General features: G+C 72.0%; 1 protein-coding gene. It reads left to right on the plus strand.

The annotated features are described in order from the left end of the window. Positions 1–250: 250 nt before the first annotated feature. A partial coding sequence (locus tag ABD323_RS43940; RefSeq protein WP_344447603.1) for a GNAT family N-acetyltransferase occupies positions 251–599 on the plus strand: 349 nt, incomplete at its 3' end.

Below are 599 nucleotides of genomic sequence, written 5' to 3' on the forward strand. Positions count from 1 at the left end.
CTCGGGTCTCGCGCAGACCCCCCCCGTCCCCGAGCGCCGCCACGATCTCCTGGGAGGTCGCCTGGCGCCCGTAGTAGCGGCTGGCGAGCTCGTCGATGTACTCGTACAGGACGGTGGCCGCCTCCGGGTGGTCCACGGCGGTCAGGGAGACGGTCCAGGTCAGGGGTGCTGTGCTCATGCCGCCATTCTCCCGGCGGCGGCAACGCATTTACCGGTGGCGCTGGTGACCGCCCGCCGATAGAACTACCAGGTGATCAACGACGCAGCCCTGCTCCGCAAACCCACCCTGACCGGCGCACACCTCCGCCTGGTCCCGCTCTCACCCCGCCACGCCGAGGACTCCTGGCGCGCCACCCAGGACCCCGAGGACCGCCGACTCACCGGCACCCGCCGGGAGTTCACCCTCGCCGACATCGAACACTGGTGCGCCACCCGCGCCGACCAGCCCGACCGCCTCGACCTCGCCATCGAGGACCTCGACGGCCACTACCTCGGCGAACTCGCCCTGACGGACCTGGACCGCGACAACCGGTCCGCCGCCTTCCGGATCGCGCTGGTCCCCACCGCCACCGGCCGGGGAATCGGCACCGAAGCCACCC

Origin of the sequence: Kitasatospora nipponensis (genome assembly GCF_039528135.1) — a bacterium.
In the GTDB taxonomy this organism is placed as follows: Bacteria; Actinomycetota; Actinomycetes; order Streptomycetales; family Streptomycetaceae; genus Kitasatospora; species Kitasatospora nipponensis.